Origin of the sequence: Pseudoalteromonas sp. SWYJZ98, from assembly GCF_015864495.1 — a bacterium.
Lineage (GTDB): Bacteria > Pseudomonadota > Gammaproteobacteria > Enterobacterales > Alteromonadaceae > Pseudoalteromonas > Pseudoalteromonas distincta.
In genome coordinates, this window is record NZ_JADYXA010000004.1 from 168,654 (window position 1) to 193,818 (window position 25,165).

Annotated in this window: 25 protein-coding genes; 10 read left to right on the forward strand and 15 right to left on the reverse strand. The window is 35.2% G+C overall.

All coding sequences use genetic code 11. The features are described from left to right. The first annotated feature begins 40 nt into the window (after positions 1–40). The 3 genes from arsC to I6F10_RS04880 are packed head-to-tail and all read left to right on the forward strand — an operon-like array spanning position 41 to position 1,382. Positions 41–388 (forward strand): arsenate reductase (glutaredoxin), encoded by a 348-nt coding sequence (arsC, locus tag I6F10_RS04870; RefSeq protein ID WP_197098525.1) that lies wholly within the window; start codon positions 41–43, stop codon positions 386–388. Then, on the forward strand, positions 388–942 hold the full coding sequence (gene wrbA, locus I6F10_RS04875) for an NAD(P)H:quinone oxidoreductase (RefSeq protein ID WP_197098526.1): 555 nt from the start codon (positions 388–390) through the stop codon (positions 940–942). The genes arsC and wrbA overlap by 1 nt, the downstream gene beginning before the upstream one ends. Then, positions 939–1,382, forward strand: a complete 444-nt coding sequence (locus I6F10_RS04880; protein ID WP_197098527.1) for a DUF2069 domain-containing protein — start codon at positions 939–941, stop codon at positions 1,380–1,382. Before wrbA ends, I6F10_RS04880 begins: the two co-directional genes overlap by 4 nt. Before the next feature lie 77 nt (positions 1,383–1,459). Here the strand turns inward: I6F10_RS04880 and I6F10_RS04885 are convergent, their stop codons facing one another. Both I6F10_RS04885 and I6F10_RS04890 read right to left on the reverse strand, forming a co-directional pair. Next, positions 1,460–2,797 (reverse strand): ankyrin repeat domain-containing protein, encoded by a 1,338-nt coding sequence (locus I6F10_RS04885; RefSeq protein ID WP_039487320.1) that lies wholly within the window; start codon positions 2,795–2,797, stop codon positions 1,460–1,462. A gap of 356 nt (positions 2,798–3,153) precedes the next feature. Beyond that, on the reverse strand, positions 3,154–3,747 hold the full coding sequence (locus tag I6F10_RS04890) for an MlaC/ttg2D family ABC transporter substrate-binding protein (protein WP_024595677.1): 594 nt from the start codon (positions 3,745–3,747) through the stop codon (positions 3,154–3,156). Positions 3,748–3,992: 245 nt separating this feature from the next. Here I6F10_RS04890 and I6F10_RS04895 point away from each other — a divergent pair, with 245 nt between their 5' ends. Both I6F10_RS04895 and I6F10_RS04900 read left to right on the forward strand, forming a co-directional pair. Continuing rightward, positions 3,993–4,529, forward strand: coding sequence for an acyloxyacyl hydrolase (locus I6F10_RS04895; protein WP_182672816.1), 537 nt, complete (start codon positions 3,993–3,995; stop codon positions 4,527–4,529). 90 nt (positions 4,530–4,619) lie between these two features. Then, positions 4,620–4,766 (forward strand): DUF2897 family protein, encoded by a 147-nt coding sequence (locus I6F10_RS04900; RefSeq protein WP_076914920.1) that lies wholly within the window; start codon positions 4,620–4,622, stop codon positions 4,764–4,766. A gap of 52 nt (positions 4,767–4,818) precedes the next feature. Here the strand turns inward: I6F10_RS04900 and I6F10_RS04905 are convergent, their stop codons facing one another. After that, on the reverse strand, positions 4,819–6,189 hold the full coding sequence (locus I6F10_RS04905) for a YjiH family protein (RefSeq protein WP_197098528.1): 1,371 nt from the start codon (positions 6,187–6,189) through the stop codon (positions 4,819–4,821). Between the two features lie 66 nt (positions 6,190–6,255). Next, on the reverse strand, positions 6,256–7,317 hold the full coding sequence (bamC, locus tag I6F10_RS04910) for an outer membrane protein assembly factor BamC (RefSeq protein ID WP_197098529.1): 1,062 nt from the start codon (positions 7,315–7,317) through the stop codon (positions 6,256–6,258). 358 nt (positions 7,318–7,675) lie between these two features. Here bamC and I6F10_RS04915 point away from each other — a divergent pair, with 358 nt between their 5' ends. Both I6F10_RS04915 and bcp read left to right on the forward strand, forming a co-directional pair. Continuing rightward, positions 7,676–8,209 carry a glycine cleavage system protein R gene (locus tag I6F10_RS04915; protein WP_007583906.1) on the forward strand — a complete coding sequence of 178 codons (534 nt, stop codon included), beginning with the start codon at positions 7,676–7,678 and terminating at the stop codon, positions 8,207–8,209. Between the two features lie 11 nt (positions 8,210–8,220). After that, positions 8,221–8,700 (forward strand): thioredoxin-dependent thiol peroxidase, encoded by a 480-nt coding sequence (gene bcp / locus I6F10_RS04920; RefSeq protein WP_002963124.1) that lies wholly within the window; start codon positions 8,221–8,223, stop codon positions 8,698–8,700. A gap of 577 nt (positions 8,701–9,277) precedes the next feature. Here bcp and I6F10_RS04925 read toward each other — a convergent pair. From I6F10_RS04925 to queE, 4 genes are all read right to left on the reverse strand, one after another. After that, the gene (locus tag I6F10_RS04925; RefSeq protein WP_197098530.1) at positions 9,278–10,456 is read right to left on the reverse strand and encodes an AAA family ATPase; all 1,179 of its coding nucleotides are present in this window, start codon (positions 10,454–10,456) and stop codon (positions 9,278–9,280) included. A 26-nt stretch (positions 10,457–10,482) separates the two neighbouring features. Continuing rightward, positions 10,483–11,466, reverse strand: coding sequence for a hypothetical protein (locus tag I6F10_RS04930; RefSeq protein ID WP_197098531.1), 984 nt, complete (start codon positions 11,464–11,466; stop codon positions 10,483–10,485). Between the two features lie 364 nt (positions 11,467–11,830). After that, a complete protein-coding gene (locus I6F10_RS04935) occupies positions 11,831–12,574 on the reverse strand; it encodes a class I SAM-dependent DNA methyltransferase (RefSeq protein ID WP_197098532.1) in 744 nt (247 codons plus the stop codon). Positions 12,575–12,828: 254 nt separating this feature from the next. Further along, on the reverse strand, positions 12,829–13,494 hold the full coding sequence (gene queE / locus I6F10_RS04940) for a 7-carboxy-7-deazaguanine synthase QueE (protein WP_024591014.1): 666 nt from the start codon (positions 13,492–13,494) through the stop codon (positions 12,829–12,831). 145 nt (positions 13,495–13,639) lie between these two features. Between queE and queC the strand changes: the two genes are divergently transcribed. Further along, the gene (queC, locus tag I6F10_RS04945) at positions 13,640–14,296 is read left to right on the forward strand and encodes a 7-cyano-7-deazaguanine synthase QueC (protein WP_002960416.1); all 657 of its coding nucleotides are present in this window, start codon (positions 13,640–13,642) and stop codon (positions 14,294–14,296) included. Between the two features lie 94 nt (positions 14,297–14,390). Here queC and I6F10_RS04950 read toward each other — a convergent pair whose 3' ends face one another. After that, positions 14,391–14,840 (reverse strand): methyltransferase family protein, encoded by a 450-nt coding sequence (locus tag I6F10_RS04950; protein WP_197098533.1) that lies wholly within the window; start codon positions 14,838–14,840, stop codon positions 14,391–14,393. A 557-nt stretch (positions 14,841–15,397) separates the two neighbouring features. Between I6F10_RS04950 and I6F10_RS04955 the strand changes: the two genes are divergently transcribed. After that, complete coding sequence (locus I6F10_RS04955) at positions 15,398–16,009, forward strand: HNH endonuclease (RefSeq protein WP_197098534.1); 612 nt, start codon at positions 15,398–15,400, stop codon at positions 16,007–16,009. Between the two features lie 183 nt (positions 16,010–16,192). On the opposite strand, the gene I6F10_RS04960 is transcribed toward I6F10_RS04955, so the two are convergent. Both I6F10_RS04960 and I6F10_RS04965 read right to left on the reverse strand, forming a co-directional pair. Continuing rightward, positions 16,193–16,567 carry a hypothetical protein gene (locus I6F10_RS04960; RefSeq protein WP_197098535.1) on the reverse strand — a complete coding sequence of 125 codons (375 nt, stop codon included), beginning with the start codon at positions 16,565–16,567 and terminating at the stop codon, positions 16,193–16,195. Between the two features lie 207 nt (positions 16,568–16,774). Continuing rightward, on the reverse strand, positions 16,775–17,146 hold the full coding sequence (locus I6F10_RS04965; RefSeq protein WP_197098536.1) for a hypothetical protein: 372 nt from the start codon (positions 17,144–17,146) through the stop codon (positions 16,775–16,777). A 249-nt stretch (positions 17,147–17,395) separates the two neighbouring features. On the opposite strand from I6F10_RS04965, the gene I6F10_RS04970 reads away from it, so the two are divergent. Continuing rightward, on the forward strand, positions 17,396–17,962 hold the full coding sequence (locus tag I6F10_RS04970; RefSeq protein ID WP_197098537.1) for a recombinase family protein: 567 nt from the start codon (positions 17,396–17,398) through the stop codon (positions 17,960–17,962). Between the two features lie 135 nt (positions 17,963–18,097). Here I6F10_RS04970 and I6F10_RS04975 read toward each other — a convergent pair whose 3' ends face one another. The 4 genes from I6F10_RS04975 to I6F10_RS04990 all read right to left on the reverse strand — a co-directional run bounded on the left by I6F10_RS04975 (position 18,098) and on the right by I6F10_RS04990 (position 25,141). Continuing rightward, positions 18,098–19,828: an NACHT domain-containing protein gene (locus I6F10_RS04975; RefSeq protein WP_197098538.1), complete on the reverse strand. Its 1,731-nt coding sequence runs from the start codon at positions 19,826–19,828 to the stop codon at positions 18,098–18,100. A 166-nt stretch (positions 19,829–19,994) separates the two neighbouring features. Further along, on the reverse strand, positions 19,995–20,912 hold the full coding sequence (locus I6F10_RS04980) for a hypothetical protein (RefSeq protein WP_197098539.1): 918 nt from the start codon (positions 20,910–20,912) through the stop codon (positions 19,995–19,997). A 666-nt stretch (positions 20,913–21,578) separates the two neighbouring features. After that, positions 21,579–21,899: a hypothetical protein gene (locus I6F10_RS04985; protein ID WP_197098540.1), complete on the reverse strand. Its 321-nt coding sequence runs from the start codon at positions 21,897–21,899 to the stop codon at positions 21,579–21,581. Positions 21,900–22,888: 989 nt separating this feature from the next. Then, on the reverse strand, positions 22,889–25,141 hold the full coding sequence (locus I6F10_RS04990; protein ID WP_197098541.1) for a hypothetical protein: 2,253 nt from the start codon (positions 25,139–25,141) through the stop codon (positions 22,889–22,891). Positions 25,142–25,165: the final 24 nt, after the last annotated feature.

Consider the following 25,165-nt stretch of genomic DNA (forward strand, 5'->3'; position numbering starts at 1 on the left):
TACCCTAAAATAGACGCAATTCACACTTTGGAATCATTTTATGTCTGTTACTATTTACCACAACCCACGTTGTTCTAAATCACGCGAAACGCTAGCGCTACTGCAAAGTAAAGCGATAGAGCCAAGTGTTGTAGAGTATTTAAAAACCCCTCTTACTCACGAGCAAATTTCAACGCTTGTAATCCAACTTGGTTTTTCATCCGTACGTGAAATGGTGCGCACCAAAGAAGATGACTACAAAGCGCTTAATTTGAAAGATGAAACAAATGAGGACGCACTTATTAACGCTATGGTTAAATACCCAAAATTGATTGAACGCCCTATCGTAGTTAATAACAATAAAGCAGCGATTGGTCGCCCACCAGAAAACGTACTAAGCGTTTTATAATGAGTGCAACCATAGTGGTGCTTTATCACTCAAGCTATGGCTCAGTTGAAGCAATGGCTCACGAGATAGCAGAGTCGATAGAGCAACAAGGTGCTAGTGCACTACTTCGCACCTTTGTGGCTAAAAATGCGCACGATATTGTGATCACCAAAGATGATTTAATAAATTGCGATGGTTTAGCATTTGGTACACCAACTCGATTTGGCATGATGGCCTCTCAAGCAAAAAGCTTTTGGGAAACCACCAGCGACTTGTGGCTAAAAGGCCAATTAATCGATAAGCCAGCGTGTGTATTTTCGTCATCAAGTAGTATGCATGGTGGAAATGAAGCAACCTTACTTAACTTATCTTTGCCACTATTACACCACGGTATGATGCTTATGGGCGTGCCATATGATGTGCCCGAACTACTTGCAACACAAACCGGTGGAACACCATACGGTGCAACACACGTCGCTGGCAGCGCTAACAGTGCACAGCTAAGCAAAGACGAAATTAAAATATGCCAAAGCGTTGGTAAACGCCTTACTCACATTGCGAGAAAACTTAAATGAATACAGCTGACAGTCCAGCTAAAAAGCCGATTACGGTAAAATTTCAACGTACAGCACTATTTGGCTATGTTGGTTTACTTATTCTTATTCCTTTGTGGATGTATTTTGTCCCCCCTCTAGACGGTAATACTAGTTGGGTGTCATTGTTTTTTCCTATCATTCCTTTACTGCTGCCGCTAAGAGGCATAATTCAAGACAACACATATACCTATGCGTGGGCTAACTTTATTGTAATGCTTTATTTTATCCACGGGCTTACTATGCTGTGGGCCGCTCCTGATGAATTAACTTGGGTGTTGTTAGAGCTGGTATTTGCATCATCTATGTTTATTGGCTGTACTTACTACGCAAGACACCGCGGACAAGAACAAGGTTTAAAAATCCGTAAGCTTAAAGAAGAATTAGCTGAAGAAAAAGCAGCAAATGAGCAGGGTAAATAAGGCTTAACAATAACGCTATATACAAAAAAACGCGCTTAAATTGCTTTAAGCGCGTTTTTTTAACTGTTTAAAACTAGCTAAACTAAGTCGCTCAAGGCAGCTAGCACCACAATACTCGCCAACCCTATTTGAGCAATTAAGCTAATAAACGAAAAGCCTCTAAGCACAAATAAACCCCAAGGGTGTTTAATATGTGGATATAGCGCACAGCGCTTTAATGTGGTCGCAAAGAAAAAACAAATCACCGCAGTCATAGTTAAACCCAGCGTCAGCTCACTTTTAATTGAGAGGGTTTCATCAAAAAAGAAAAACAACTGTAAAGGCAGCAATATAGTCACAATAGCATGTAGCACATGCACTTTTTTAATGCGATCGAACTGCCCTTCTGGCGAAAGTTCTTTAATACCAAAGTCACGCTCTAAACATTTAACTAAGTTATTAGCTTTAATACTAACCGCTAAACGGTAACAGCTTAAACCTTCTTTATTACGTGCTCTAAAATCGTATCCGGCTTTAATAAGCAGCACCATTAACGACTCATTTTTAGCAAACACAGCATAATGAAGCGCAGTATTACCTAAGTTATCTGTCGCTTTTTTGTCTTGCTTTGCAAGTAGTGTTTCAACCACATTTACAAAGCCTTTTTCGGCGGCCCACATAAAGGCTGTTTTATTGTTTTCATCAGCAAGTACACCAGTAGCGCCTTGTTCAATAAAACGCATAGCCATTGTTTGCTTAGCTGTTTTTTTACGTAAATGAGTAAGCAAAGCTTTTTCTAGCAGTACAACAGAGTCAACATCAGGAGAAACCTGCGTAAGCAGCGTAAAATAGTCTTTACCCGCAGCTACTTTTTCGCTGGCAAGTTCAGAAAGAGTATCTAAATCAGCAATAGACTCTGGAATAAACGCACTTAGGCGCTCTCTAAAATCAACTTCCTTCCAAAGCGCTAATGTGTCCTTTGCCGAGAGTTTACTTTTATTATTTAACGCATGCTCAATTAAGGTGAAGTAGCGTTTACTAAAAAATAAATCGACTAAAGACAGTGGCGTATCTATTGTATTTTGTGCAGCCACGCTTGCGTATTTTTCAAGGCGCTGGCACAGCATAAGCACTAAGCTTTCAGGGGTGTATTCATTATCGTAGTAATGGCTTTTAACCGCACTAATATACGCTTGTGCGTCTTCGTCATATTCAGAGATATGTTGAAAGTAACATTCTTCAAATGGCTCCAGCGGGGTTAGCCATGCCAAATAATAAATAGGTGGCAGCACGGTGGTGCATACACCATCGTCTTCATTTGTAGAACGACAAGCAGGCCAAGCTTCCAAAGCATCTAAAATAAAGGCACCGTTTTGTTCTACCAGTCCTTTAATAAGTAATGGGTATTCCTTTGGCCAAATCAGTACATTTTCCATTAAAACAACACAACTCCAGTGTGGCTTGGGGGTGGTAAGTTATATCAGTTTTAAGCTGACACCACGCTTAATCAAAGTGCCGATATTCTAGCACACCTTTGTTTTGCTGCTAGCGCAAAATTACGCAATAACAACAATCCTTTAGGATTATAACAATTCGCTTAATTAAGTGATTTATTTTGAGGTAGAAAACCGTGTGATAGCAAGGAAAAATTTCGTTATTTAGTTGTTCTAAATGATTAAGTATTACTGTGGATTGGTATTGTCCTTAGCAAAAATATAAAAACGGCCAAGTACATAAGTAATTGGCCGTTTTTGAGGTTGGAGTTGGGCTTAATCAGAGCCAGACAAATAGTCTATTTACTTTTTAACTCGCTAATAACTTGCTCTAAACCCACATCAGAAATGCGTTGAATAATCTCTTTTTGTTTAGCACTTAATAGTGAAATGCCTTCAGCAACAATATCGTATACTTTCCACTCATTGTTTTTACCTAAACGAAGCTTAAAGCTTAAGTCGATAGTAGGCGCATTTGGCTCAATAATTTGCGTATTAACTGTTGCGTACTCAGAGTCACTTTTTGCGTTATTACGCTCAAATACTACTTTTTGACCCGTGTACTTCATTAGTGCACCGGCGTATGTGCCTGTTAAGTAATGCTCTACTGCATCTATAAATTGAACAGCTTGCTCGCGCTCAATACCTTTAATGTGTTTACCTAATAATTTAAACGACACAAACTTAACGTCAATATGTGGCATTAAACGTTTTTCAACAATGGCAGCCATCGCGTCTTTGCTGGCTGTACCTTTTGAGTTTACTTGGCCAATATCTGCAAAAAGCTTGTCGGCTACCGATTCAAGTAACTGATCTGGTGATTGCTGAGCTTGTGCAAATAACGAACTGCTAAAAAAAGCAGTGGCTAAAACGAATAGTTTAAAGAGTTTCATAATTGTATATGTCTGTGTGATTAAGATGACTGTAATTTACGCGAACTATACGCAATAAAAAAGGCACAAATAAGCAACTTATTAATGCCCAATTAGCACCAATCCAATAAATAAAATAAATTCAAGCAGTTAGAAAACTCTATTAACAGCTCATATACAACCGGCATTTTGTCCTCATTGTAATTGTTAACAGGCCGCCCTTATCATTTAGTTATCAACTTAAATCAAACAAACATTTGGCACCTATGAAAACGTCACTTAAAACACTTATTATCTCTTTTGTATTAGTAGTTTCACTTTTTGGCAAGCTTGCTTTTGCTCAATCGGACCACGGTTATGCCGTTGACTTTCTCAAAGGCGAAGGTAACGTAAACGGCGTTAAGCTTGCGTATCAGTATCATGCACCTGGTATGCAAAACCTTATTGGTGATGCACGCTTTTACTTTGAAACCAGCGTAAACATGTGGGAATACCGCCACGGCGATGAAACACAATCAAACCTAGTACTTGCTATGTCACCTGTACTGCAATTTCCTGCTTTTAGTTTTAACAACACCCCATTTTATGTAGAAGCAGGCATTGGTGTATCACTGATTGATGAAACGCAGTTTGCTGGAAAAAACATAAGTACTCACTACCAGTTTGAAGACCGCATAGGCCTTGTAGCCGATTTTGGCCACACCAATGTTGCCCTTCGCGTTATTCACTATTCAAACGCAGGCTTTAAAGAGCCAAACCCTGGGCTTAACTTTTTAACGCTTTCGGTAGCGAGACGTTTTTAAGGTTATTGATTGTATTTTTGGAGTAAATTAATTGCTGTTATAGCGCAAAGCGGTCACACTTAAACGTACTAAAAATTAGGTGATACTGCGATGCAAACTTGGCATATTGTAATTATTGTGGCTGTTGTTTTTGCCATTATCATTGGTAATATTGCGCTGATTAGACTCTCTGCAAAACAGGAATTTATAAAGCCCAACGCCAATATAAAAAATACAACAGACACAAAAAAGCCCTGATCAATCAGGGCTTTTTCAATAATACCAATTCGCTAAATATATTTTTGCTAATTTAGCCTACTAGCCAATGCGCCATTAGCGCAATAACAGGTAAAGTAATTAGCGTTCGCAAAATAAATATAATAAATAGCTCTAAAATATTTACCGGTATTTTACTGCCAAGTAAAAGTGCACCTACCTCAGACATATAAATAAGCTGAGTTACACTCATTGCGGCAATAATAAAGCGCGTTACATCACTTTCGATAGTCCCTGCTGCTAATATTGACGGAATAAACATATCAGCAAAGCCTACCATAATAGTTTGCGACGCTGCGGCTGCTTCGGGTACTTGCAATAGCTCTAAAAATGGCACAAACGGCATACCTAAATACTGAAATATAGGCGTATGCTCAGCAATGATCAGTGCAAATGTGCCTACCGCCATTACTACAGGTAACACACCAAACACCATATCAAGCGCATTATGTACGCCCTCTTTTATAGTGCCTTTAACACCCGTTGAGTTATCTGCTTTAGCTAGTGCAACATCTAACGAATGGCCAAATAAAGTTTTATGACCCGGAATTGTTTCAGCGTCTCTATCTGGCTCAGTGCCATCAATAAGTAAATCTTTTTTAAAGCGCAGTGGCGGTAATCGCGGCACAATAATAGCGGCAACAATACCGGCTAAACATACCGTTGCGTAAAACGGTGCAAATAGGTATTCAAGTTTAACTTGCCCAAGCACCACTAAACTAAACGTAATTGAAACCGCTGAAAACGTAGTACCAATAATAGCCGCTTCACGTTGTGTATAGTGCTTTTGGTCGTACTGCCTTGCAGTCATCAAAATACCCACACTGCCATCACCTAACCACGACGCAGTACAGTCAACCGCGCTTCTACCTGGTACACCAAATACAGGACGCATTACTTTGGTCATTAACGTACCAGCAAGCTCTAGTAGACCAAAGTTAATTAGTAGCGGCAGTAATAAGCCCGCTAAAATAAATACCGAAAACAACACTGGCAATAAGTCATTTAATACCAGCGCGCCAGTATTGGCCGAGGTAATCATCTCGCTGCCTAAGCTTAAGTACGTCATTAAACCAAACGCCATACCAAATAAGCGCACCGCCAGCCATGTCCAGCTCACATCAAATAAATGCTTTAACAAAGGTGAGTTACATATAGCGGCGGGTTTAAACACTTTAGTAATTACAGAAATAACCCCTGTAATACAAATAATGAGGGTAATAATTGCTTGAGCAGAGCCAAGCATCATTGCTTGAACCGCTTTTGCCATAACGGCAATAGGAATGGTCATCCCTTGCGAAGTACTAATGGGTGTCATAAATAAAAACACACCAATTAACGAAGGAACCAAAAAAGTAAACCAAGTGCGCCACGTATAGTGTGAACGTTCAGGTAGCTGAGACATGTTGTTTAACCTATAAAAACCACAAAAAGAGCATAGCGCTCTTTTTGTGGTAAAACTTATTATTATTTAAATTTTAATGCCGCGCTGAATGAGTGCTGCTTCTAATGCTTGTTGTAAACCATTCATAGTACCTGGCTCAAGCGTTTCGCCTTTATCATCCATCCACGTTAAGCTAGTACCGCCTTCTTTAGTTTTACTTACTAAAATTTGATATTGGCCTTCATCAATAGGTAGTTGAGCTACGTCATCACCCCAAATTGAATCCCAAACGCTTGTTTCTGGTTTAGTATAATCTGCAGTAATTAAGCCCGTATCTGGGTTAATTTCAACAATAGAGAACGACAAGCGCTCTAAAAAACCAGAGAAGCGGTCAAACACAGCTTCGTAAGATTGCTCAGTTACAAGTGCTGCATTACCTTTGTTATCAAAGCCCATTTCAAGAGAAATAATACCTTGGCGTTTACGCATATCAACTTCAAGTTGACGGTAACGGTAATCAAACTCGCTCACTACTTGGTTAAGCGCACGTACTTCTAGTTGCTGCTTGAGTAAGTCTGTTAGCGTTTTATCACCTTTAAAATCAATCAGCTCTACACGTAAAGACGCAGTGCGTTGATGTGATTTTTCTTCAATAGTGAACCTAAACTTTTCTAAATCATCGTTAACCTCATCGCCCCACCACCAAAAACCTTCTTCGGTTTTAATGATTGAGTACCAATCAGTTTCAATAATACCAAGTAGTTTATCTTCTTTAGTAGTTGCCGCATTATTATCAGCTAGGACAGATTTAATCGTATCCCAAAGAAACTCATCTAAATCAGCAATGCCATCGTTTTTATCAAAATAAATACGCGCTTGTTTATCTGTCTCTTCTACCCAACTGCCTTTCGCAATTGTTAATACTTGTGCCGGTGGGCGGTAATTTGTAGCTTCAGGATTATTGTCGTATTGACCTACATCCATTTTATAAACTGGGTCTTGAGCTGGTTGAGATAACGACGCTGGTGCTTTTACAGGCTCATGCGTACGATAATTACGCTCGTCATGTGCCTTATTAATAAATACACTACACCCTGATAAACTTACCAATACACTTACTGCAAGTGCTTTTGGGATCCAATACTGCACAGATATTTCTCCTTAGCATACCCTTTAATTGTTTTAACAAATATATGAGTGGGTAATACCGATTTGGTTCAGTGTAAAATCAATATTAACTTTACATTTATTATTTGGCTGCCTAAATGCAATAAAGTTCAGCACTTCAACTTAGTAAGCAACTAAGCGCAAATAAGCAAATTTTAGCTATGGTACTTTCCCGTGCCAGTAAAAACAAGAAACACCGCACTTTAAAAGCGCTTAATTAGCGTGTGCTGTAGTTTAGAGCCCTTTTTGTGTTAAACTTCGCCGCCGTGCAACTTCTCGTGTGTATTTTTGGTGTTGCCAACTCGGTTGATATAATCCAAGTAACAAGGTATTTGAACTCATGACTGCATTTTCAAATCATCAAATTGTTTTAACAGCGATTGGCGAAGACAGACCCGGTATAGTAAGTGAACTAACCCAACTGGTTAGCGATTGCCACTGCAACATTATTGACAGCCGTATTGCTATTTTAGGCTGCGAATTTACCTTCATAATGCTACTTAGCGGCGACATGTCGGCAATAAGCCGCATAGAGCACGTACTGCCCACTAAAGCTATGGAACTTGGCCTGCTAACCATGATGAAGCGCACAGCAAGTCATACTCCTAGCGAGTTTTGTGCAGGTTACACACTAGAATACACAGGCATAGACACCCCTGGTACATTGAGCAAAGTAACGCGCTTTTTTGCCGACAATAATATTAGTATTTGCTCACTTAAGTCAGACACTTATTCCCAAGAAGACAACATAAAGATGCGTTGTGAACTTGAATTCAACATACCTGTTGATGTAGATATAGATCAATTTAAAATTAGTTTTGAGAGCCTTTCTCACACACTAAACGTAGATTATATTTTTAAACGAATTCGTTAAGGATGCTAAACATGAACACAATTAGTCCATTACAAGCTGGCGATACTGCACCCGCTTTTAGCCTACAAAACCAAAACGACGAAACAGTAACATTAAGCGAGCTGTTAAAAGAGCAACAAGTGCTTGTGTACTTTTACCCTAAAGCGTCAACGCCGGGTTGTACTGTACAAGCCGAAAACCTACGCGATGAGCAAGCACAGCTTGCTAAATTTAACACCCGCGTTGTAGGTATTAGCCCAGATCCAATTAAGCGCCTTAAAAACTTTGAAACTAAAAAAGAGCTTAACTTTGATTTATTAGCCGATGAAGACCACGCCATTGCAGAAGCATTTGGTGTATGGGGCTACAAAAAGTTTATGGGTAAAGAGTACGATGGTATTCACCGCCTGACATTTTTAGTAGGCCAAGACGGTAAAATAAAACACCTATTTGATAAGTTTAAAACTAAAGATCACCATCAAGTGGTTTTGGATTATCTTGCAGCAGAATAAGCTAGCGGCAGAGTAAGTTACTCGCTGCTAGAAAAATACAGAAAAGCGTTGCTCAAGGGCAACGCTTTTTTTATGCCTACACATTTGCCTATATAAAAACTTAAATAGTAATTGAGTAAATAATTTGTTAAAACTGCCAAAGCACTTATTATTAGCACCTTGCCAATTGGATATTTAAACCTTGAATAAAAGCCTAAAATTTAAACTTTATTTAACTGCCTTAATCATCTGTATTATAGGTTTTAATTTTTTCAGAGCCAAGTATGCAATTTTACTCAAACCCGTTTTATATCGGTAGTTTCGTTTTTGCCATTGCGCTTATAATCTCTGCAATTAATTACGCCTGCCCTGCCTGTAAGAAAAACCAAGTAATGCACTCTATTTCTAGTTATAAGCTCCCAACTAACAATTGTTATAATTGCGGGAAAGAGATTGATGAGAAGAGTCATTAAATAGACGGAGTTATTACTGGAGAGTCTGGTATTCAGGGTTATATAAAATAATAATTTACCGCCTAAACCTTTAGTGTATAAAGGCAGTAAATTAACTTGCTGCTTGAAACGACTAAAATTTAAAACTAAAGACCGTCCCACGTAAGTTCTTTAATTGTTTGATACAATGAGATCAAGTGATGATTGGACATATCCATTAGTGGCTCATACATAAAAGAATTCATATGTATATTTTCTGGAGTCATTAGTACAACTTGGCTAAGCGTTTTTCTAATATTTTTAAAAGTCTCACCTTTATCAATATTTTCTTTCGATAAACGATCATATAGTTTAGCTGTTTGCATACCGTTAATTGGCGTAGTATCAATAATGTGATCTAACATAAATTCTTCAGCTTTTAATCTTATAGCTATTGATAAGGCAACTTTGTTTTCTAATCGAATTTCATCCACACTATCGATTAGAGTTTGAATAACTCTATCAGCAGTTGTATAAATAAAGTCAATAACAGGCATCGCTTTATCTATATTCTCTGAAAGCTGTAGCTCATTCATTGTATTGGATATCATGACTTCTAGGTCGCCAAGCTTAAATTCTTTTGTATTAGATTTTATATGAAGTAAAGACGTCAAATCTAAATAATCGTTGCATTTATTTCCGCTTCTATATTCGACCAAATTACGAACAAAAGGAATCATTGCAATAATAATTTGAGGTATTTCGCCAAAATGCTTTTTCCAGTAATCAAATGGTTCGGTAATAAAATTATCACCACCACCTATTAAATTGACTGTATTATCATTTTTTTGAGCTATAAAAGAATGCTTTCTTTTACTCCCATTACCTAAGACTCTACTTTGGAATGTTCTATAAAAATCAAAATTATGTGTTAATACTAATAGATTAAAAAGGCTATTTTCAGATAGTTCTTTTAGATATTCGATGATTGCGTATTTATTTTTATAATCAAAGGAATCTGCAATATCATCTATTATAATTAAAGCATTTTGCTCTTTAGCTTCCCTAGCTTTGAATTCAAATATAACGTAAAGCAAATACATTGCTCGTCGCTCACCTACAGATAAAAAATTTAGTGAATTGAGCTGCCCTCGATCAAATTTAACTTGCTGATCACTACCTTTTTGAAAAGTGAATACTATATTTGGTGCAATAGTTCCAAGTATGGCATTAGATTGGTTTTCAATACTTATTGAAAAGTTAACATGAAACCTTTCTTTAAATACCTCTGTAGCCTCGTGCCAAAGAGTTTTCTCAATTTCAGCTTCAGCCTCTATTGCCGCCAACTCTGATTTACCTGCATCAAATAAGGCTAATAAATTATCGAAAAGTACTTTTTTTCAATATAGTATGAACACCAAATTATTTTTTTGAAATTTTGAATATCATTTAATTCAGTTGAAATCTCAGGGCAATCTTCTAGTAATTCTTGAAATGCCTTTACAGGAGCAACACCTTGAATAATTTTTTGTGATATAACTTTTAAATTACCATCACCTAAAATAGTTTCTTTTTCATGTTCGATTGCTACCTCTAATTCTGCAAGAGAATTTAGAGGCTCCCCATTTCCATTAAGCAACACTTTGTGTTCAGCTTCAAAGAATTTTTCTTTTTTCAATGAACTAATTATGGTGCTAGCTTTAACTGGATTAAAACCATTTTTCTTAAATATAGGTGATCTTTCGATCAAGTCGTTATATCTGTCTGTATAATCAGCAATACCTGATTTAATAGTCTCATCTGACAATAATTCTGTAACTTTTGGGTCAAATATCTTTGTATATGGCAGTTTCGAGTACGAGTCATTTCCTATATTAGCTAATTGGAGAAACCTTATAGATTCAAATAGGTCGGGGAGACCTAGGTCGCTTTTTATTGTACTTTCTAATTCTTCTTTTTTTACTTTTGATACTTTATTTAATTCAGTAATTAACCTTTTTTTCGCATCTAATATATCTTTATAGACTTTATCATAAACCGTTTTCATTTCTTGGTTCACTAATAAGGTTGATAAATTTTTCGAATCAAAACTAGGGCTAAATGGCTCAACTACCAATATATTTGCAGCATTAATATTCGTACCATCTGATTTTATCTCGAAGAAAGGAGTTTTTTCATAAACTAATTCTTCTGGTACTTTTCCTTCCGATATTTTTAAAAAAGTTTTTGCTAATGAGGTTTTCATCACTCCATTTGGTGCATATATCAGATTCGCATTTACACCTTCAAAGCTAAGTGTTTCGTTTAGTTGCTCTATTCCGTAACAATTTTCGAGATTTATAGATAGGGTTTTCATTTGCTTTCCTTAGCCTTAAATACAATAAATAATCATTTTCTAATAAATATATCAATATTTTGTAATTTTATACTGGTATTCACTTTAAAAGATCTCACTACTCAATTTAGTTGAGTCTCTAGATATTCGCTCAAGTAAATCTCAACCACAATAGATAGAAGAAGTTATTAATAAAATAATTGGGCTAAAGGTTATTACTTTGGGATAAAATTTACTGTGTCGGATGGCGCTTCGCTTATCCGACCTACGTTTTCAAATATATAATGCGGGGTTATTGGGCCGTGTGTATTGGAGGTTCGTTGGAGCTTGTTGGGTTTCGCTGCGCTCTACCCAAACTTTTATCTCTTCTTGATGAATGTTCGCCTTAAATTTTTACGCAGACAAAAATGGCGTTGCCTGAGCGCTCTGCCCATGGGGTTATTTTATCGTAGTCATGTTCAAATATGTGGATTTCGAAGTACGGTTTTAAGGCTTCTTTAAGCTCGGTATAACTAAAAGCGACCATTGGGTGCTCGTCGTACCATACGAGTGTTTTATCTGCGGTGGTTTTTTCTATGCTGAGTTTTAATAACTGTTTGCTGCCAGTGCCACTGTAATGCCAACCAGAGCGAAATGTGAAGAAGCTATTTTCGCTTGTTGCTGTGTGCTCTACAAATGAATCGCTGTCGATTTTGTTTTTATCAACCGTGTTAAAACAAAATATTCCACCTACATTTAATGCATTGTGTACGCTAGCAAGGCACTCTTTTAACTTATTAATACCGTCGCAGTAGTGGATTGAATACAAAAAGCAGGTAATCAAATCCACGTGCTCAGTTACCTTAAATTCACTCATGTTTTGCAACGAAAATTGCGCTTCTGGGCAACGAACTTTTGCTTTATCGAGCATTGGCTGGTTTAAATCAAGCCCACTACTTTTATAGCCGTAATCAATAAAGTGGCGTACATGCGGGCCGGTGCCACATGCTAAATCGAGATGGGTATTTGCGCCATTACCAAAAATTTGGTGCAGCCTGTGAATAGAATTGCTTTGGGCTTGATAATCTATATCTGCGCACATTAAGTCGTAGTAATCAGAAAGGTCGGTGTAGAGTGCATTTGCGGACATATAAGCCTAGTGGTAAGTAGTAGAATATTTTTAAGTCGCGCATAGTAAACTAGTTATGGCTATTAGCGAAGAAGATATGAGCTTTAAAGTCGATGTAATTAAGAATTGTCGTATGGCGCTTCGGTTATCCGAGCTAAGTACACGACCTACGTATTTAAATACTATAAACGTTATTAGAAAATGGTGTGGAAGTGGAGGTTTGTTGGGTTTAGCTTCGCTCTACCCAACATACGTAATATAACTTTAACCTGGCTTTAACTAATTCCTAAATACTTATGTACTTGTATTGATAGGCGCCAGTTTTTGGCAATACAGGTGTCGATTGCTAATTTGGTTGCTGATACTTTTTGGCTAATTGGCTGCAAATAAACAAGCTTAGGATTAACGCCTGTTTTAGCAAATAATTCTTCTAACTCTTCTACATGCTTTTGCATGGCTACGGGGTGTTTAATTTCGTTGGCACGCTTCATAGCGCTGGTAAGTACTTCATAACCGCCGCGCATATTGATTTTTGGCGATACCGTTACCCATGTTTGCTCTGGGGCGAGTATTTCAAACGTGCCGCTGGTTTCTATTTGTGTGCTAAAACCATGTTCGTGTAATAAATTACATACTGGATTTAAATCAAACATGCATGGCTCGCCGCCGGTAATTACAACATGCTTTGCGGTATAACCACGTGATTGAAACAAAGCTAAAATTTGCTCTGCACTGGCGTTAGCCCAATGATCTGAGTCGGCTTTTTTTTCTACGGTTTCATCCAGCGATACTTTATATACATTATCAACATCCCACGTTTGCTTAGTGTCGCACCAAGAGCAGCCTACAGGGCAACCTTGCAGACGTAAAAATATTGAGGGTGTGCCAGTAAAGCTAGCTTCACCTTGAATGGTTTCAAACACTTCATTAATTTTGTACAAAAGAGATCTCACTTACTACCTAGCAGCCAAATTGCTACTATTAAAAAACCAAAAAGCGCTGTGCAAAAATTGTTATTTAAGCTGCGGCCGTGTAGTATATCGCGCCCTGATATAAACCTCTATTAAAACTAAGAGCAAAACAGATATGACGCAAAAAGTAGTTGTTATTTATTCCGGCGGTATGGACTCATTTACCGTATTAAATAAAGCCCTGCAACAAGGCCATGATGTATATGCCCTTTCATTTGACTATGGTCAGCGTCATGTAAAAGAGCTTAAAGTAGCGGCAAGTGTGTGCGAAAAATTAAACGTTCCACATAAAATTGTTGATATTTCGGCGATTAACCAACTTATTGGTGGCTCATCACTTACTGATGATATTGATGTGCCTGAAGGCCATTACGAAGAAGAAAGCATGAAAAGTACGATCGTACCTAATCGTAATATGATTTTGCTCTCGCTTGCTGTTGGTTACGCGGTATCACTTAAAGCTAGCCAAGTTTATTACGGCGCTCACTCTGGGGATCATGCTATTTACCCTGATTGCCGTCCTGAATTTGTGCAAAAAATGGATGATGTGTGTCGTATTGCGAACTACGACGCGGTAGAAATTTTTAGCCCGTATTTAAATAATACTAAAATTGGTATTTTAACCGACGGTATTGAAATGGGTTTAGATTACAGCCAAACGTGGACCTGTTATAACGGTCGTGAAAAGGCCTGTGGTAAATGTGGCGCGTGCCAAGAACGCCTTGAAGCATTTGCACTAAATAACATTACAGACCCGTTAGAATACGAATAAGCCGCAATTAATTAGTAATACAATTGCTGCAAACAAAAAAGGCTATCATCGATAGCCTTTTTTTGTTTGTCACGTTTTAAGTCAATGATATTGATTACAGCCAGCGTTTTACGCGCGCTTTGTAAGCGGTAAACTCTTCGCCAAATAATTTAGTGAGCGCACGCTCCTCGGGTATTATTTGAAAAAATGTTAAATAGGCAATAAACCCGATAATACATAAAATCGCCCACAAGGAACTTAACCAAACACCCCACCCTGCTAAAATAAATGCAAAACCCACATACATAGGGTTACGCGAAATTTTATAAATGCCGCTCGTAATAAGTTTTGATGCTTGCTCAGGTTTATTTGGGTTTACTGTGGTGTTTGCTATTTTAAAGCTCGCTACCCCTGCAATACAAAAAACACACCCAATAATGACCAAACTTGCTGCTAGGTAGGTAATAAATGCGGTGAAATCAATAACACTGTAATGCGCAATAAGCGCCATTATGCCTGCAAAAAACAGCACAACGATAACCGGTGGAATTTTATTATTTAACATGGCAACTCACTGTATTGACTAATTATGTTTATTATATGGTGATTAGGGCGTGTTGTTCTTTGGTGATTGAATTTGCAGCAGTATGTTTGGTTATTAGGCAAGGCAGAGCCTATGTAGTGTGGCTATCCCCCATAAATAGGCGATAACGCAGCATAAAGACCAAACATGCGCTGCCCTTTGGGTTCTTTCTAGGGACAATTAACTCTTTGTTGCTCGGTTTTTACTTAGCCCACTAGGTTACAAACCTCGCGCCGCGATTTAATCGCCCCTAGATTGAACAAATTTCAATCCACAAAGATTAACACGCCCTAGCTATTAAACAATATCTTAAGTGTATAAATGATGAACACGCTCAAAGCTGAATTAAATAAATTATACAAATTAAGTTACAATTGTCAGCTTTATCAAAAGCGCTTAAAGGTTATACTTTAACCATAAACGAATAATAAAATGATAAGGAATGAGGTTATGTCTGGAACTACGATCGTAGTAATTATAAAAATATAGTTTTGGTATTTGGATAAATATAATTATTATCAATAACTTAAATTTAATTTATGTTTAATAGAAATGTTGGTTCAAAGCCCTATAGAAACATACCCGCCAAGATTAGAACAGATCCCGAAGTATTAGATCACGTTTATAAAAAGTACAAAGTAGACAGTGAAAACAAGGCTGGTCATTCGGATAGTTTTATCCGAAAAATGGGTAAATGTTTCATTCCTATTAAAGATGTTAAACAAGCTTACCCTAGTATCTCTTTGTACCCGTTTTACAAAAAACACAACAAAATAGAAAATATTAATAGAAAGTATATTAACAGTGCGTACCAATTCTATGCACATCGGGTCACGTTTTCTATATACAACGTAACAAAACCATTAAACAATAATAATCAACAAGTACACCATATTTGCAGTAATACAAAATGTTGCCGACCTTCACATTTATCCTTGGTGAGCGTTGCCGACAATCAAAGAGAGAAACTTACTCGAATAGTAGATCAAGCAACCATTGATTTTAATGATAATAGAAACGAGATCTTCAATATTAATAAATTATCTGGAATAGATCACAATGTTGGGAATAGTGCTATGAACTTTGATTTTGATAGTGGGGAATATACACAAGTAGTAGATGATCTGAATGATTGGAATGGGGAATATTGATAAATCCTTATATTGATTGAATATAATAATTATTGTATGCAAAAATTATGAACCAACAATACACGACTATTAACCAACAAAGGAAGGAAAATTAATTAATAGTCGTGTATGTTGTGAGAGATAAGCGCCATTATTTAGGACAATTTGGAGAGTTAATGGCGCTTTACAGGAATATTTTATAAATTATGCACTCAAGTACTGTACTAATCTAAACTTTATTATGCTTGGCAGCTTCTGTTTATGATCAAGGAACTTCAACCAGTGTTCTGCGTGTTGTATTTTAAGGGTTAACATACTATGGAATCTGAATATGAACTCTGGTTCTTCAATTGCAAGGAATATTAAACCACGAATTGCGCCAGCTTGGGTTTGATGTTGTCCAAGATCGCTAATTGATTCTGATTCAAAAGTAACGAGATCAGTTTTAAGATGATGTACAATGACTTCAATAATTGCATTATTAATTGCTTGGTCAATCTTCACTATTCCGAATGATTGTAAGATCTTCTTTAATTCGTCATGTTGTAGATTAATTTCTCCTTTAGATAATGTTTGCATTTAGTTGTACCTGTTAATATGTGAGTGAGTTTTAAATAAATTATCGTTTTTTCAACGTTTTAGTTAGTATGTCGATCTGTTTTTGAATAGTTGCTAACTGTTCTGAATCTTTAATCTTTCTTGCTTCATTCTTCAATCTATTCAATGAGATGTTAAATTCTCTAAAATCCTTAAATGTCATTACTTTTTTTTGTTCATTCATTTTGTTTACCATTCGTTGTAGTGTGTTGATGATGATTCATGTTCAAAACCAACATCTATGTATTGTTCTATAGCTTGATTTTGATTTTCTATAATATTGTGTCTTACTTCTTCTAAATCGTTTAGGATAATTGCAGAATAATACGCAACGGGATCTTCAATTCCTAAACCATCATTTAAAACTTGTTTTTCAGAATTATTGATAAAGACAATATTCGATTCAATATTTTCTAAAAGTTCATTCATTGCAGTATTTAACTTAGTACTATTGGTTAACCGTTTAACTGCTTTTTCTGTATCTTTGCTTATTCTAAAAGAAACCGTTTTAGACTTTAGTTGTTCAGGGTTCTTTTTTGGTCTTCCTACTTTTCTCTTCATAATGCAACCTTTTTGTTTTCTTCTTACACTATTATTTATGTACTTTTTTTCAGGGTGCTTTTAATTGTTCCACTTTGTAGCAACTATAAATTTATATTTTTGAATGTATGTGGTTCGTTTAGGGCATACTTTGCGGACGTTTTTCCACAATTAGAAAAATATCTTTAAACCGTTCGTTTAGGGTTGCTTTGAATTTAAAGAACCGCTATTGTATAGGCTCTAGAAGCTAAAAGAACGGTTAGGTGAATTGTGAAAGGTAAATCATTTATTTTTGGTTATGCGCGGGTATCTACAAAAGATCAAGATTTAAGTGTTCAGTTAGAAAAATTAAATGAACATGGTGTTGATAGAATCTACAGTGAAAAATTAAGCGGTAAAAATACAAACCGTCCTGAACTTGAAAAAATGATTGAACAACTAAGAGATGGCGATACTGTAGTTATAACAAAAATTGATCGGTTGGCTCGTAACATGAGGGACTTTCAAAATATTGTTCATGAATTAACTGAAAGTGGTGTAACGCTTAAAATACTGGATCAGAATATTGATACATCATCTGCACAAGATAAGTTATTTATGGATATGTTGGCAATGTTTGCCGACTTTGAAAGGACTATGATTTTAGAACGTCAACGTGAAGGTATTGCACATGCTAAAGAAAAAGGTGTTTACAAAGGTCGTAAACCCACCAGCGATGATAAGAAACAGTTAGTTTTAGAACTGGCTGCAAGTGGTATGAAAAAAGCAGATATTCAACGTGAAACTGGTTTAGGTAAAACCACAGTTTTTAAAATAATCAAAGAATCTAATATTTAAATAATTGTATACGCTCCTTTCATAGCGTTACCAGCATTATACGTATGATACAAAAAAGGCTGAACAGTATTAGTTTACTGTTCAGCCTTTTTTTGATTTCAGAACATTATGTTAGAGCTAATAAATTTAAAGACATTATTCAAAGTCAATTGCATTTATTAATAGCTCTTTCGATTTAAGATAATCTTTAGCCTTATTATAGACTTTAAAATCCTCTTTTAACCCAGCCTCAGCAACAGCAAGAAGCTCCTCAGTCATGCCTATTTTTTCAATCATATCTAACATAGGATAATTTTGGTCTTTAATTAGCTCTGACGTTTCGAAATCCCTAAGATGTTTAATTATTTTGTTTGCAACCTTGTTAAAAACAAGGTATTGAAAAACTGAAGGTATTTGTGTATCACCAAAAGTAAACGTACTAACTTTGCGACCACTTGTAACTTTGCTTGATATTTCGAATGTTGAAGTATTTAGAAGGTTTTGAAGAGTGAGTGTACTTACATCTCCACTACCAACACCTAATTTTTCAAATTGTGATTCATATTCTGGAATTAAGAAGAGCGAGTTATAGTTATATTCATCTAATACTTTTAGAAAATTAAGCTCTACCCAAAATTGATGTTGTCCACCTCTAACCATGTAGTAAAATTTTTCTTTTAATTTTTGCGGGCTTGAAGAAATGTAACTAGCAGCATGGAACTCCATAATACTTTTATGCAAAAAATGATATTGAAATCCCTCTTCTAAAATTAAGCACGTATTATTTTTGCAATCAGTAATGAAATCTAGATCATTAACATCAGGTAGACCACTAATATCTTTAGCCTTTTTAAAAACCTCAAATACTTCACTTTTAGTAAGTGATGTTTGACCTTTTAGGGTTGCATAAAAACAGAACGCTTTAAATAATTCTTCTAATTCTTTCTCGTTTAAACCCGATTTATATTCTCTGTTATACCCAGGTTTTGTAGCATCATGACGATTCACTAAAAGATGGAATAAATTTTCGTAAAACTCGTGTAGTTGAGTAGGTATTTTATTGTAAGATTTATAAGTGATTGCAAGAAGTGTGAGTAGTAAGGGTGTTGTCAGTAGTTGCTCAATTCTAGAACTACTATCATGTATTGATTTAAGTATGATCTCTACAGAGCCCTGTTCATCAAAAAGCTTAGATAGCATTGGCTTAAAATCACTAGCTTCAAGTATTGCTAAATTATATACCTCAAAACAGTTTACTTTTTGAATCTCAGAATTAGGTCTTGATGTGATTATTAGCTGTTGTGAATGATAAAGGCTGCTCAAATTTTCTATATAATTTAACGTGTCTTTCACACAAAGCTCTGGAATCTCATCAAATGCATCCAAAATTAATGTAAACTTATTAGATTCAAAAACTAAGTATATATCTTGTTTATCTATTGTTATGCCGATGTTTAGAATTGCATTATGAATCAATGTTTCTAGAGAAGCTCGCTCAGTAATTTTTCTAAGTTCGATAAATAACGGAATTATCACTCCTTCTCTCAAAGCTTTGCCTGTCAAAAATCTTGCTAATATAGACTTTCCTTGTCCTGCTGTGCCTTGAATAACTATTTTACCGTTTTCTGGCAAATCAGATAGGGAGTTTAAATCTGATAACGTGTTTGAATTTAGCTTTAATCGAGATGGGTAATAAAACTCTTTTAAATTTACACTTTTGTCGACCTGCCAAATAGTTTTTACATTTTCTACTTGGGAAGCTTTTAAATACACCTCTTCAACATCAAAACCCCTGATTTTTGCAAATTTACTAGATTTAGATTTAAAAAAATTGTATGCGTCCGTTAATGGTAAAGAAAGTGCTCTAATTGTAGCAACCTCAAGCATAATTATATCCTTATTATGAGCAGAAAACTTGACTATACAGCTAGGTTATAATGAAATCTAGCTTGTTGTTTAGAGTAAGCCATATATAAATTTAATTAAATTCTCTTTAAGAAAATATATTAATTTTACATAGAGCTAGATACATAGGTGTTTGCTCTATGTAAAATTATCTAGGTGTTAGATTATATTTTTTCTCTAAGTCAGAAAGTGTAACTGTATTGCTGTATCGGTATGAATTATCCAACCATCTTTCTACAGTTTTTTTGAACATACTCATGTCGAAGTTATCTTCTCGAACTTTTAAATGTAGGCCAACTATGCTATTGATAACTTTGCTCATTTCAATAATGCTATCAATATATTTAGAGATACTTGCATTTGCTCCAAGAGTCGGTATGCCGATAGCATTGGATAAGTCACCTTTAGCATCATCAATACTTTTAATTAGTAGAATTAATTTCATATCACAACATAGCGCCGCCATACCAACGTGTTTTTGTAAACCATTTAAGTCATTGTAATGAAGTAATAATGCTTCCTTATACTCTGATGAATCATTGTCTGAATAACCAGATAATCTATCTAAAGTTTCGGTGATAACATTAAAAGTATCACAAACTTTATCAAGCCTTTTTTTCATTGGATTAGCATCATACAATTCTCCCTTGCTAGGCTTCTTATAGAGGCGAGAGTAAATAAGTGAGCTAAAAGCATGATCAAAATGCTTATAATTTCCAGTTTGGATAACCCCATACATTATTTTTACAAACTGTTCTTCGCCTTTGTAGAAGAGATCTAATTGGTGCTCATACTCTTGTCTTTCTAAATTTGAATTAAATTGCAATGCTCTGAAATTTGCTGCGGCAACTGTACCTAATGGCAAAGCTAGGCTTAAAATAAATAATGGAATTTTTTGATATTCAACAAAAAGCTCTAGAGACTCTTTAGTGATAAATGCAAAGCTTAAATTAGAGCTACAAGCTATGAGCCACATTAGTAAAGTGGCTATAATGATAGGGACTCCAACAAAGCCCAAAAATATCGGGTAGGTAAAAATACTGCTATTGAACTTAATAAATTTCATTATATTTCCTTATATATTCAGTCTTAAATGATAACGAGTTATATTGTTCAATGAAATGTCTCATTCACACCAATTTTTAACTTTTTCACCAAAGATTCGGGGCATGTCACCATCAAGATTAACTCGAAATGTGTCTCCATCATAGATACTTACAATTTCAGATACGTTCAAATCCCCATAAGTTTTTGCTACTGACAATGGTACGAATAGAAGAGTTAAAATTAAAATAGTGTATTTCATAGTGTGTGCTTGATCAGAAATTAGTGATTGGTAAGAATATAGCATCAGAAAAAGATAGTTATGCATAGATAGCTTAAAACTAATCAAACTTGACTGAATACTATTAGTCACTTTAGCTCCCAATCTTATGCATTCCAGGTCTAAACCAGCCTAACTTTAAAAATAATCAAAGAGAATAAATAAATGAGAGCCAAAATACAAAAAACCCTACTCAATATTACTTGAATAGGGTTTTTTTGTTCATGCAATGGATGACTTATACCATTGCATGAACTGTAGGTAAGTATTCTGCTGATGATGACAGAATGACTACTTATTACGATTTTTTTAATAAAAACATAAGGCCAACCAATTTAAATGAAAGTAAAAAATTGATTTTTGTTTTGTATAGAATTATTTATGTAAGTTTTTTTCAGTATTCAAAGACTATGTATAAAATTGTGAATTTACAATTTTCAATATTTTATCAAAATCTAGGGATTCTTCTAAATCATTCAGATCATTATACATAAGATTGTTAATATACTTGCACATTGCTTTCAGATCATCTTTTGATAGTGAACCGTTTTTAAAATCATTGTTTAATTTTTCTATTAAAAACTGTTCTTCACCTTCAATGTAAAATGGTTCTTCGAATGGTTGTGAAATGAGTTCAACCAATCTCACAAAGTTTGATTGCATACTATCAAGTGGTTCTCTACCTCGATTTAGCACTATAAAATATCTCGGGTAATCTAAAACTTTCATTTAACCAATCCTGAATTAAGAATAATAGACGTATTATAAGATAGAGTGGCTATGATTCAATAACTAAAGTTTATCCTCTTCATACTCGGCATGTATTGTGTATGAACCGTTCCCCTCTATTTTTAATGTTAAATCATGATCGCCAATCATTTTAAAGAAAATATTATCAATGCTACCTTTATGCACTAAAAAATTGCCATTATCATTTAAATTACACTCAATACTAAAAGTGTAGTTATCAATCATGTTAAATTAAATTGTGAATGTTGATGAAAATTGAATTCTCAAATCCAACATTAATTTAATGCTTCAATGTATTGATGTAACGTTGTCAACTATTAATTAAAAGCAGGGGGATATTAATTGATAGTGTATTAATAACTAACCTTATACATAAATGAGTAAAAGAACCGATTACCACAAGACCTGTAAAGGTCGCTGTCGTTGAACGTAGTGAAACTAGATTGTGTATGATATTAACTGATCTATTCAATATACAGTATCGCTACGCGCTACAACTGCACTACTGCGTAGTTTGGATTTAACTGGTTTTTCACCTATTCAGAATAAAGATCTAAACCGATTAATATAATAGTCCCTCTTCATAGGGGATAGATTTTTAGCCGTTCAATTAATAGTTCCCCTTATACAGAACCGACTAAAAATCTATCCCTTTAATATTCCCTATTAATACATAGAACTACAAAACCAATTAACACAAGACCTGTAAAGGTCGCAGTCGTTGAACGTAGTGAAACTAGATAATGTATAATATAGTTTCGTTTCACTCAACCACTGCGCTACTACGTAGCTTGTAAATAATTCCTTTTTTCTTCATCGTTTATGAATAAAGATCACAACCGATTAATTAATTAGTCCAATAATATTCCCTCATTCATAGGGGATAGATTTTTAGTCGTTCAATGATAGTTTCCCCTTATACAGAACCGACTAAAAATCTATCCCTTTTTACATTTAATATTCCCTCATTAATAAGAAAAAGCAACTGCACTAGGCATTGAAAATTGAGTTTCTTTAGCACCATTATCAAACTTAGTTGCAAGATTTTTAAGATCTTCATTAATATTAGAATACATTTTTGATTCCACTTTGCCGAACTCTACAGCCTTAGTATGTGAAACGTCTGAATCACTATTGCTTTTATTTTTCAAAATTTTATTTTTAAAATTCTCTATTGTAGATGAAGTTTTTTCGATAGTAGGTGAAACAACTTCTAGAACCGTTTCACCTACTGTTTCAACAACTTCACCACCAGCATTAATATTTTTAACAAGTTCAGCAATAGCTTTAGTTTTAAGATTTTCACATTTTTCAATGAACTCATTTAATCCAATTTTTTCAGCCGCTTGTTTAACTATGCTTGCTTTCATTATTTTTCTAACTTTTTGTGCAATTTTGGTAACGTTTTTTTTAAGCTCTTTTTCGTCAACGTTCAATTTACCAAAATGATCAATAGCAGTATTCACACCATGTTGTTCTATAAATGATTGTACGGTTTCTTCACCATGTACACTTTTTAAATAATTTACACGTTTTTTAGTTTTTTCGTCTTCGTATACTTTCTTTTCATTTTTAAATTGTCCATCGTTAATAACTTCAATGTTACTTAATAGTTCATCCACGAAAGGTTGTAGTTCAGGGTATGATTTAGCATAACGGATCATACTTGCACGTGCTGTTTCATTGTCAGGAAAGATTAAAACAACTGGTTTAGATTGAGTTGTTCTTAATGCACCACGACCAATATTTTGAACCTGTGCAGATATTGTTACCTGTTGATCCAGTTCATCCATAGACACACCATGTAAACTATTTAAAGCGCTACCAGTGTAGTTATCTACCTTGTTCAAGCCATAGTTAAGCATAACGTTATTATGTGTTAAATCGTTTCTACCACGTGTGATCGTAGAAACAGTATCAAAAGCACATTTAAGATTATTAAATGCTGTTTCATGAACACGGTTATTTTTACTGAACATAACACCTTCAACAATAGAACCTAGATTATTAATATAGTCCGTCACTTTCACATAACCTTGTTGATCGTTGGTAGCTTTAGCAATGGTAAACTTATTTTCACCAGCTATTGAAGCAATTCTGATCATAGGTTTATTATCCGCACCATACAGAAACTTTTTACCGCGTTTTTCACTATCGTATGTAAGCATGGTGCAATCATATTTCACACCCTCTTTTAACCAAGAATAAACAGCGGTGTTATCATTTTTCACATTTTCAGAAAGTGCATAAACCTTTTTAAAGTGTTCAAAAACATTTTGAGATAATTTAGAAAATTGCTCTACGTTGTATGAACTTTGTTTATTTTTAAAGATTCTAAAAAATAAATCATTGTTCTTTTCTTTATCTATGATGTGAGCAACTTTTTTAATCTCTGCTGTAAACTTTGTATTAGTGCTGTTCTTTCTTTCAATGTCTTTAATTAACTCACCGAATTGGTCAGCTTTACCATTTATTTTTAAAATTGATTCATTATCATCAACTTTAACAACCTCAGTTTTGAAACATGCTTTAACTATTTCAACCTCATTTAAGTTATGTTTATCAAAAGCTTTATACATGCTAAATGGTGTTACATCATCGTCTAAAACTAGTAAGTCATTGTTGTTTGATAGTGCATCAAAGTTAATGAGTCTTACAGCAACGTTAGTAACCAATACACAAGCACCTGTGTTAGGTTGTAGTTTCAATTCACTCATAACATTTTGAAACATTGAATCCACTGTTAAACCATTATCAAGATCTTTTGATGAAACCATTTTTACACGGTTTAATAGTGCTTTTAATTTTTCAACTTTGTCAGCCACTTTTCCACAATGTGCTGCACCTTTAAGTTTCTTTACACCAGCATTAATATAATTTTGGATCTCGTTTTGTAGCTCTACAGAACGTTCAACCTGTGCTTCAATTGAGTGTGTGCCGTAAACTACAACACCACCAGCAAGCATAGTTCTAATAGTTTCTTTGAGCATCATCGTGGTCTTGCCTACACCGACTCCACCGTCAATTAATTGCAGTTTTTCGCGTTGGTTTTTTTCTCTATAAATATTACTGTTAGCAGAAGTGTTAACAATAGTGTTTTGAAGAGAGCTTTTAACTACCTTGGCTGGGGCGTTAAGCTCTTTTTTTATGCCTTCAAAAAATACGTCCAGTTCTCCATTCTCATTTAATTTAAAGTATTCAATAGTGTTTACTAATTTCATTTGTGTTTACCTGTTTTTACCCTC